Here is an 8,984-nt window from a genome sequence, read left to right as displayed (position 1 = left end):
AGACGATGAGGTAGATAGGTCATGGGTGGAAGCACGGCGACGTGTGGAGCTGAATGATACTAATCGGTCGAGGCTTTGATCTAGTCTAAGGTTTGTATGAATTGATGAGTCTTCAGTTTTGAGAGAACGATCTCTCTATATCTGGTGGCGATGGCGAAGTGGTCACACCCGTTCCCATGCCGAACACGGAAGTTAAGCACTTCAGCGCCGAAAGTAGTTGGGGGTCTCCCCCTGTGAGGATAGGACGTCGCCAGGCAAACGGTGGTTCTGGAGCATTCGCTCAAGGGCCGCCGCTTTTTTTATTTATATCGCGATTCAAATGAAAGAGAGGAATAACAGATGGCCAAAAAAATCAAAGTATACGTCGAGCCAAACGAGACAATCGATGAATGTTTAAATCGAATTGCTCAAATGGGGTATCGCCCGGTACGTAGGATTGAAAAGCCTGTCTTTGAACAAACGGGAACCAAAGACGAACCTGTACATTCCCATCAATCGATTTTGTTTGAGTGCGTTGCTCTCAAATCATAATGCCAAACCGTCACGAATATGTGACGGTTTTTTTTGTATTCCAACGAACCTAAAGACGAACGATAAATATTCAGACAATTAAATTGTTCGCAGTTTGTTGACATGTTTTGAATGAACAAGGTACGATAGGCGTGTGAGTTAAGAACAAATTAAATAGTGCTCCATATAATCGCGAGGAAATGGCTCGCAAGTTTCTACCTGATCGCCGATTCTGATCAGACTATGGGGTGTAGTCGACATTTTTTTGTCGTGGCCTATACCCTAAACTGGTTATTCGGTTTAGGGATTTCTTTATTTAAGGGGGACATTTAAGTGAAGGCAACAGTAGGTGTGATCATGGGTAGCTCGTCTGATTGGGAAACAATGCGCCACGCTTGTGACGTCCTAGAAGAATTGAGTATTCCATTTGAAAAACAAGTTGTCTCGGCACATCGGACGCCGGACTTAATGTTTGAATATGCAGAAGAAGCTCGTGAGAGAGGCATACAAGTCATCATTGCAGGAGCAGGAGGGGCAGCCCATTTACCTGGGATGGTCGCAGCGAAAACAACGCTTCCTGTCATCGGAGTACCTGTTCAATCTAAAGCCTTAAATGGACTTGATTCATTGCTCTCGATTGTTCAAATGCCTGCAGGAGTACCAGTCGCAACGGTCGCGATTGGTCGTGCCGGGGCCACGAACGCGGGTCTACTCGCCGTTCAAATCCTCAGCTTGCAATTCCCTGAACTGGTTGAACGCCTGGATACGTATCGCCAAGCCAAGCGTGATATGGCACTTCAAGCGACGGAGGACCTAATCTAATGAGAATCGGCATTTTAGGTGGAGGTCAACTAGGTCGCATGATGTCACTCAGTGCAAGTGCAATGGGGTACGAAACGCTAAGCCTCGATCCCAACTCAAACGCACCTGCTGCCCAGGTCGCACCGAGTATCGTCGCTGCATTCGACGATGTCACGGCAGCTCGTGAACTCGCCCATCGTTCAGACGTGATCACCTATGAATTTGAAAACATCGATACGGCGATGATTGAGACCATTGCTGACAAATGTCCTCAAGGGATGAATGTCTTGAAGGCGACGCAGCATAGAATCTTTGAAAAGCAAATGATTGAAGGGGCAGGTCTTCAAGTCGCCCCGTATGTTCCAGTCCGTTCCGTCCGTGATGTCATTCGAGCAAAAGACGTATTAGGTTTTCCGTTCGTGATCAAGACATGCCGTTTCGGTTATGACGGAAAAGGTCAAACCGTCATACGTTCAGAACAAGACGTACGCACGTTCACAGATCAGTTCGAAGAGACGGAATATGTGGCCGAAGCTTGGCTTCCTTTTAAAAAAGAAATTTCTGTAATCGTGACGAGAGGGACGCACGAGACAACGACGTTCCCCATCAGTGAGAACGTTCATCGAAACAATATTTTACATCTTTCGATTGTACCGGCACGTGTGGAGCCAGACGTTTTAGAAGAGGCGCGGCATTTGGCGCTCCAGCTCGTCGACCACATCGGACTGATTGGTACGCTGGCAGTTGAGCTATTTATTATGGAGGATGGTTCATTATACGTGAATGAACTTGCGCCACGTCCTCACAACTCAGGGCATTATACGATTGACGCCTGTGAAACGTCGCAGTTCGAGCAACACATTCGGGCAATTACCGGGATGAGACTTGGGCGAACGACGTTATACACCCCTGTCGTCATGGTCAATCTTTTAGGGGAACATATGGACGAGCTGGACCCGCAAACGTTACCGTCGAATGTTAAACTACATTTGTATGGGAAAGAAGAAGCGAAGCCAGGGCGGAAGATGGGGCATTTGAACGTGATTGCCGCTTCCGTCGAAGAAGCGCTTCAGACCATCGAACAATTGGCAATTTGGAAGGAGACCGTTTTATGATTTCACGTTATACCCGTCCTGAGATGGCGGCGATTTGGACAGACCAGAATAAGTTTGAGGCATGGCTCCAAGTAGAGCTGTACGCCTGCGAAGCGTGGAGCGAACTCGGAATCATCCCGAAGGAAGATGTCGCCGTCTTATGGGACAAAGCATCGTTTGATGTCGAGCGCATCCTTGAAATCGAGCAAGAGACACGTCATGACGTCATCGCATTCACCCGTGCCGTCTCAGAGACACTCGGCGAAGAGAAGAAGTGGGTGCATTACGGACTGACTTCGACAGACGTCGTCGATACGGCCTTATCGTACTTGATTAAGCAAGCGAACGATATTTTAGAAGCCGATATCGACCGTTTCATCGACATCCTCGCTGAGAAAGCGAAAGCACATAAATACGACATCATGATGGGGCGTACACACGGTGTCCATGCTGAACCGACGACGTTCGGATTGAAGCTCGCACTTTGGTACGAAGAAATGAAACGCAACAAGAAACGCTTCATGGCAGCCCGTGAGACGATTGAGTTCGGCAAGATGAGTGGTGCGGTCGGCACGTTCGCCAATATCGATCCGTTCATCGAATCGTATGTGTGTGACAAATTAGGTATTCAAGCAGCACCGATTTCGACGCAGACGCTGCAACGTGACCGTCACGCCGAATATATGTCGACGCTCGCGTTGATCGCCACATCGATCGAGAAGATGGCGACAGAGATTCGCGGCCTCCAAAAGACAGAGACACGTGAGGTCGAAGAATTTTTCGCCAAAGGACAAAAAGGGTCGTCAGCAATGCCGCATAAACGTAACCCGATCGGTTCAGAGAACATGACCGGCCTAGCCCGAGTCATTCGCGGTCATATGGTGACGGCGTATGAGAACGTCCCGCTCTGGCATGAACGTGACATCTCACACTCTTCAGCCGAACGCATCATTCTTCCGGATGCGACGAGCCTCCTCAACTACATGTTGAACCGGTTCGGCAATATCGTGAAGAACTTGACGGTCTTCCCGGACAACATGCGCCGCAACATGGACCGGACGTTCGGCATCATCTTCTCACAACGCATCTTGCTCGCGTTGATTGAAAAAGGATGGTCGCGCGAAGCCGCCTATGACGCCGTTCAACCGAAGGCAATGCAGGCGTGGGAAGAAGAGACGATGTTCCGCACCTTGATTGAACAAGACGCCGAGATGGGTGCACTCTTCACGAGTGACGAGCTCGACGACTTATTCGACCCGAGCCATCACGTGCGCCGTGTCGATGTCATTTTTGAACGCTGTGGTTTGTGATCGTTGAGGGGCTTCATGCCCCTCTCACTTTTAAGGGGGACGATACAGATGGAAGCAATTTACGAAGGTAAAGCGAAAGCGTTATTCGAGACCGAAGAACAGGGTGTGCTCCGCGTCTATTATAAAGACGACGCGACAGCATTTAACGGGGAGAAAAAAGAATCAATCGCTGGCAAAGGTGTATTGAACAATGCCATCACGACGCGCTTGTTCGAACTCATGCACGACAACAAGATTCCGACGCATTTCATTAAACGATTATCGGATCGCGAGCAGCTCGTGCGCCGCGTCGATATTATCCCGCTCGAGGTCGTCGTTCGGAACGTCGCCGCCGGGAGCTTGGCCAAACGACTCGGTTGGGAAGAAGGGACACCGCTCCTCTCACCAATCGTCGAGTTCTACTATAAAGATGACGCACTCGGAGATCCGCTCCTAACAGAGGATCATATCCGTTTACTGCAAGTTGCCACACACAAAGAAGTCGAAACATTGCGACAACTCGGCCTATGGGTCAACGATGTATTGCTCGATTTTTTCAATGAACATGGCATCGATTTGATCGATTTCAAACTTGAGTTCGGTAAAGTCGACGGCACAATCATCCTTGCCGACGAAATCTCACCAGACACGTGTCGGCTTTGGGACAAAGAGACGAAACAAAAGCTCGATAAAGACGTTTTCCGCAGAGACCTCGGATCTCTGACAGACACATACAGCCAACTGTTAACACGCATAGGGGGAATGGACCGATGAAAAAAGTAAACGTGTACGTGACATTACGTGAAAGTGTACTAGATCCACAAGGCGTCGCCGTGAAAGGTGGGCTTGAACATCTCGGCTTTACGGGGGTAGAGTCGGTACGCATCGGGAAAGTCATCGAGCTTCAAGTCGCAAATGAGACGACCGAAGCGATGGTGCGTGACATGTGCGAGAAACTGCTCGTCAATACGGTCATCGAGAACTATCGAATCGAGATGGGGGTACTCGCATGAAATTCGCTGTCATCGTCTTCCCGGGATCGAACTGTGACCTCGACATGTATCACGCCGTAAAAGATGTCCTCGGTGAAGAAGCGGACTATGTGTTCCATACGGAAACATCACTCGAAGGATACGACGGTGTGCTCTTGCCAGGAGGGTTCTCCTACGGGGACTACTTACGCTGTGGTGCCATCGCCCAGTTCTCACCAATCATGAACGAAGTGAAGCGGTTCGCCGAAGAAGGGCGACCGGTGCTCGGCGTCTGTAACGGATTCCAAGTACTCGTCGAAGCAGGGCTTCTCCCGGGTGTGTTGATGCGTAACCGTGACTTGAAATTCATGTGCAAGACGGTCGAGTTGAAAGTCGAAACGAACGAGACGATGTTCACGAACGATTATGCGCTCGGCGAGACGATTCAAGTCCCGATCGCACACGGGGAAGGCAACTACTACTGTGACGAGGCGACACTCGAGGCGCTCCGAGCGAACGGGCAGATTGCCTTCACGTATACCGACAATCCGAACGGATCGGTCGCCAACATCGCAGGAATCACGAACGTACAAGGGAACGTGCTCGGAATGATGCCACACCCGGAACGAGCGGTCGAAGCATTGCTCGGCGGGGAAGACGGCAAACGATTATTCACTTCGATGGTGAAATGGGGGACTCGACATGCTACTTACAACTGAACCGACAGCAACACACATCCGTGAAGAGCGACTTTACGCCACGATGGGCTTGACTGATGAGGAATACGCGCTCGTCGTCTCACTGCTCGGTCGTGAGCCGAATTACACAGAGATCGGATTATTCTCGGTCATGTGGTCTGAACACTGTTCGTACAAAAACTCGAAGCCTGTCCTCCGGAAATTCCCGACCACTGGGAAACATGTCCTTCAAGGACCCGGGGAAGGTGCCGGCATCGTCGACATCGGCGATGGCCAGGCCGTCGCATTCAAAATCGAGAGCCATAACCATCCGTCGGCGATTGAGCCGTACCAAGGTGCGGCCACAGGGGTCGGCGGGATTATCCGCGACATCTTCTCGATGGGCGCGCGACCGGTCGCACTCCTCAATTCGCTCCGCTTCGGAGATTTGAACGAATCACGTGTGAAACATCTTTTCGGCCACGTCGTCTCCGGTATCGCCGGTTACGGTAACTGTGTCGGTATCCCGACGGTCGGTGGGGAAGTCGCGTTCGACCCGGCCTATGCCGGTAACCCGCTCGTCAATGCGATGTGCGTCGGTCTCATCCGCCATGAAGACATTCAGAAAGGGATTGCCGAAGGTGTCGGCAACTCGGTCATGTATGTCGGTGCGACGACAGGACGCGATGGTATTCACGGGGCGACGTTCGCCTCGGAAGAACTCGGTGAGGATGCGGACGAGAAACGCCCGGCCGTCCAAGTCGGTGACCCGTTCATGGAGAAACTGTTGATTGAGGCGTGTTTGGAAGTCATTAAGCACCCAGCCCTCGTCGGGATTCAAGACATGGGGGCAGCCGGTCTCACGTCGTCTTCGGCTGAGATGGCATCGAAGGCAGGCATGGGTATCGAGATGAACCTCGACCTCGTCCCGCAACGCGAGGCGGACATGACGCCTTACGAGATGATGTTGTCCGAGTCGCAAGAGCGGATGTTGCTCGTCGTCAAGGCAGGACATGAAGATGAAATCGAAGCGATTGTCACGAAGTGGGGACTTCATGCGATCAAAGTCGGTGAAGTCATCAAAGAGAAAGTGCTCCGTCTGTTGCATCACGGGGAAGTCGCGGCCGAAGTACCAGTCGACGCGCTCGCAGAAGACGCACCGGTCTACCATAAGCCGTCGCAAGTTCCGGCATACTATGAGGCGTTCCAAGCGATGGCACCGGTCCAACCGGTCGTCACGGACGTGCTCGCGACATGGAAAGACGTCCTTGCCATGCCGACGATCGCCTCAAAACGTTGGGTGTATGAACAATATGACCACATGGTTCAAACATCAACCGTCGTCGCGCCAGGCAGTGACGCGGCCGTCATCCGCATTCGCGACACAGACAAAGCGCTCGCAATGACGACAGACTGCAACGCCAAATACGTGTACCTCGACCCGCGTGTCGGCGGTGCCATCGCGGTCGCCGAAGCGGCGCGCAATATCGTCGCGAGCGGCGCCACACCACTCGCGCTCACGGACTGCTTGAACTTCGGTAGCCCGGACAAGCCGGAAGGGTTCTGGCAACTCGACCAAGCTGTCGAAGGGATGGCGGAAGCGTGCCGTGCCCTCGACACACCGGTCATCGGCGGGAACGTTTCGCTTTACAATGAGTCGAACGGGACGGCGATTTATCCGACACCGGTCGTCGGTATGGTCGGTTTGATCGACAAGCCGGAACATATCACGACGTCGTTCGCGAAAGCGTCTGGCGACATCATCTTCCTGCTCGGAGAGACGAAACCTGAGTTCGGCGGTAGTGCGCTGCAAATGCTTCAGGACGGGAAAGTGAGCGGTCAAGCGCCGACGCTTGACCTCGAGACAGAGAGCCGTCAGCAACAAGCACTCCTCACAGCGATTCGCCAAGGTCTTGTCACGGCGGCGCACGACGTATCGGAAGGTGGACTCGCCGCGGCTCTCCCTGAACTCGTGTTCGGGACAGGCTTAGGTGCAGACGTAACAGTCGACACGGATCTCGTGACGACGCTCTTTAGTGAATCACAATCACGTTTCCTCGTCACGGTCGCACCGGAACAGGCCGATGCGTTCGCATCCTTGACGAAGGCGTCACGCATCGGACGGGTGACAGACACGCCACAATTGACGGTCCGTGCAAACGACCGCCTGATTGAAATGGACGTCACGGAACTTGAACGGGTATGGGAAGGAGCTATTCCATGTTATATGACATCCGAGGCATGAACGAGGAGTGCGGGGTATTCGGGGTGTTCAATCACCATGAAGCGTCACACCTCGCCTACTACGGCCTCCACAGCCTGCAACACCGGGGACAAGAAGGGACAGGCATTGTCACGGCTGACGGCGAACGCCTACACGCCAAACGCGGACTCGGCCTCGTCGCCGAAGTGTTCGACGAACCGTCGCTCGACGCCTTGACCGGGCATCACGCCATCGGGCACGTTCGTTACTCGACGGCAGGCGGGAACACGATCGAGAACGTCCAACCGCTCCACTTCAAGTCGCTCACGGGCGATTTGGCGATGGCGCACAACGGTAACCTCGTCAACGCCAACGAGTTGAAACATATGCTTGAAGCGGAAGGTGCGATTTTCCAGACGACGTCCGACACGGAAGTCGTCGCCCACTTGATTAAGCGGAGCCGAGGCCACTCAATGAAAGAGCGAATCGCGGATAGCTTGGCGCGTCTCGTCGGCGCGTTCGCTTTCCTCTTCTTGACGGAAGACGCGCTCTACGTCGGCGTCGACGTTCACGGCTTACGCCCGCTCTCGCTCGGCCAGACCGAGGACGGAGCTTACGTGTTCGCCTCAGAGACATGTGCGTTCGACGTCGTAGGGGCGACGTACGTACGCGATGTCGAGCCAGGGGAACTGCTCATGATCACGCAAGACGGGATTGTGTCGGAGCGGTACAGCGAGGCCTCGGTCCGTGCGATGTGTTCCATGGAATACATTTACTTTTCGCGGCCGGACTCCATCATCGATGGCGTCAACGTCCATACGGCTCGTAAGGCGATGGGGAAGAAGATGTTCGACGAGGCACCGGTCGAAGCGGACGTCGTCACCGGCGTCCCGGACTCGAGCATCTCGGCGGCCATCGGTTACGCCGAGGCGAGCGGAATCCCGTACGAGATGGGACTCATCAAAAACCGCTACGTCGGTCGGACGTTCATACAACCGTCGCAAGAATTGCGGGAACGCGGCGTAAAGATGAAGCTATCGGCGCTTCGAGGCGTCGTGAGCGGAAAGCGGGTCATCATGGTCGACGACTCAATCGTTCGCGGGACGACGAGCCGACGCATCGTCAAGTTGCTCCGGGAAGCCGGGGCGACCGAGGTGCATGTGCGCATCACGTCACCACCGATCAAGCATCCGTGCTATTACGGCATCGATACATCATCAAAGGAAGAGTTGATTGCGGCCACCAAATCCATCGAAGAGATTAAAGAAGAGATTGGGGCCGATTCACTGGCGTTCCTCACATTGGACGGGACGGTCGAAGCGATCGACCGGCCGTTCGAAGGGAACTTGCGCGGGCAGTGCGCCGCTTGCTTCACCGGACTTTATCCAACTGAACTGGCGGAACTTGTAACAGAGACAAAAGCTTAAGGGGGACTGACG

At 53.4% G+C, this 8,984-nt stretch carries 9 protein-coding genes, 2 rRNA genes and 1 riboswitch; all 11 genes read left to right on the top strand.

Features of this window, described 5'->3' with window-relative positions; translation table 11 throughout:
• Positions 1 to 83, top strand: a 23S ribosomal RNA gene (locus tag KNP83_RS13150); the annotation flags it as partial.
• 57 nt (positions 84 to 140) lie between these two features.
• Positions 141 to 256 (top strand): 5S ribosomal RNA (gene rrf, locus KNP83_RS13145).
• 83 nt (positions 257 to 339) lie between these two features.
• Positions 340 to 531 (top strand): NETI motif-containing protein, encoded by a 192-nt coding sequence (locus KNP83_RS13140; protein ID WP_214762871.1) that lies wholly within the window; start codon positions 340 to 342, stop codon positions 529 to 531.
• A gap of 141 nt (positions 532 to 672) precedes the next feature.
• Positions 673 to 774: riboswitch (purine riboswitch) on the top strand.
• A gap of 69 nt (positions 775 to 843) precedes the next feature.
• On the top strand, positions 844 to 1,332 hold the full coding sequence (purE, locus tag KNP83_RS13135) for a 5-(carboxyamino)imidazole ribonucleotide mutase (RefSeq protein ID WP_214762870.1): 489 nt from the start codon (positions 844 to 846) through the stop codon (positions 1,330 to 1,332).
• Positions 1,332 to 2,426, top strand: coding sequence for a 5-(carboxyamino)imidazole ribonucleotide synthase (purK, locus tag KNP83_RS13130; protein WP_214762869.1), 1,095 nt, complete (start codon positions 1,332 to 1,334; stop codon positions 2,424 to 2,426). Before purE ends, purK begins: the two co-directional genes overlap by 1 nt.
• Positions 2,423 to 3,715 (top strand): adenylosuccinate lyase, encoded by a 1,293-nt coding sequence (gene purB / locus KNP83_RS13125; RefSeq protein ID WP_214719782.1) that lies wholly within the window; start codon positions 2,423 to 2,425, stop codon positions 3,713 to 3,715. Before purK ends, purB begins: the two co-directional genes overlap by 4 nt.
• 48 nt (positions 3,716 to 3,763) lie before the next feature.
• On the top strand, positions 3,764 to 4,468 hold the full coding sequence (gene purC / locus KNP83_RS13120) for a phosphoribosylaminoimidazolesuccinocarboxamide synthase (protein WP_021065193.1): 705 nt from the start codon (positions 3,764 to 3,766) through the stop codon (positions 4,466 to 4,468).
• Positions 4,465 to 4,707, top strand: coding sequence for a phosphoribosylformylglycinamidine synthase subunit PurS (purS, locus tag KNP83_RS13115; protein WP_214762868.1), 243 nt, complete (start codon positions 4,465 to 4,467; stop codon positions 4,705 to 4,707). Before purC ends, purS begins: the two co-directional genes overlap by 4 nt.
• The gene (purQ, locus tag KNP83_RS13110) at positions 4,704 to 5,384 is read left to right on the top strand and encodes a phosphoribosylformylglycinamidine synthase subunit PurQ (RefSeq protein WP_214762867.1); all 681 of its coding nucleotides are present in this window, start codon (positions 4,704 to 4,706) and stop codon (positions 5,382 to 5,384) included. The genes purS and purQ overlap by 4 nt, the downstream gene beginning before the upstream one ends.
• Complete coding sequence (purL, locus tag KNP83_RS13105) at positions 5,368 to 7,587, top strand: phosphoribosylformylglycinamidine synthase subunit PurL (protein ID WP_214762866.1); 2,220 nt, start codon at positions 5,368 to 5,370, stop codon at positions 7,585 to 7,587. Before purQ ends, purL begins: the two co-directional genes overlap by 17 nt.
• Positions 7,563 to 8,972: an amidophosphoribosyltransferase gene (gene purF, locus KNP83_RS13100; protein ID WP_214762865.1), complete on the top strand. Its 1,410-nt coding sequence runs from the start codon at positions 7,563 to 7,565 to the stop codon at positions 8,970 to 8,972. Before purL ends, purF begins: the two co-directional genes overlap by 25 nt.
• Positions 8,973 to 8,984 lie beyond the last annotated feature (12 nt).

The sequence above is a fragment of the Exiguobacterium sp. s146 genome (assembly GCF_018618415.1).
Taxonomy (GTDB): Bacteria; Bacillota; Bacilli; order Exiguobacteriales; family Exiguobacteriaceae; genus Exiguobacterium.
The sequence above is the reverse complement of the archived record's forward strand: the minus strand, read 5'-3'. Positions and strand labels throughout refer to the sequence as shown.

Bases quoted from the DNA above. Each gene is read 5' to 3' on its own strand.
- purF (WP_214762865.1), top strand. From the start codon at position 7,563: ATGTTATATGACATCCGAGGCATGAACGAGGAGTGCGGGGTATTCGGG.
- purL (WP_214762866.1), top strand. From the start codon at position 5,368: ATGCTACTTACAACTGAACCGACAGCAACACACATCCGTGAAGAGCGA.
- purB (WP_214719782.1), top strand. From the start codon at position 2,423: ATGATTTCACGTTATACCCGTCCTGAGATGGCGGCGATTTGGACAGAC.
- purS (WP_214762868.1), top strand. From the start codon at position 4,465: ATGAAAAAAGTAAACGTGTACGTGACATTACGTGAAAGTGTACTAGAT.
- KNP83_RS13140 (WP_214762871.1), top strand. From the start codon at position 340: ATGGCCAAAAAAATCAAAGTATACGTCGAGCCAAACGAGACAATCGAT.
- purK (WP_214762869.1), top strand. From the start codon at position 1,332: ATGAGAATCGGCATTTTAGGTGGAGGTCAACTAGGTCGCATGATGTCA.
- purQ (WP_214762867.1), top strand. From the start codon at position 4,704: ATGAAATTCGCTGTCATCGTCTTCCCGGGATCGAACTGTGACCTCGAC.
- purC (WP_021065193.1), top strand. From the start codon at position 3,764: ATGGAAGCAATTTACGAAGGTAAAGCGAAAGCGTTATTCGAGACCGAA.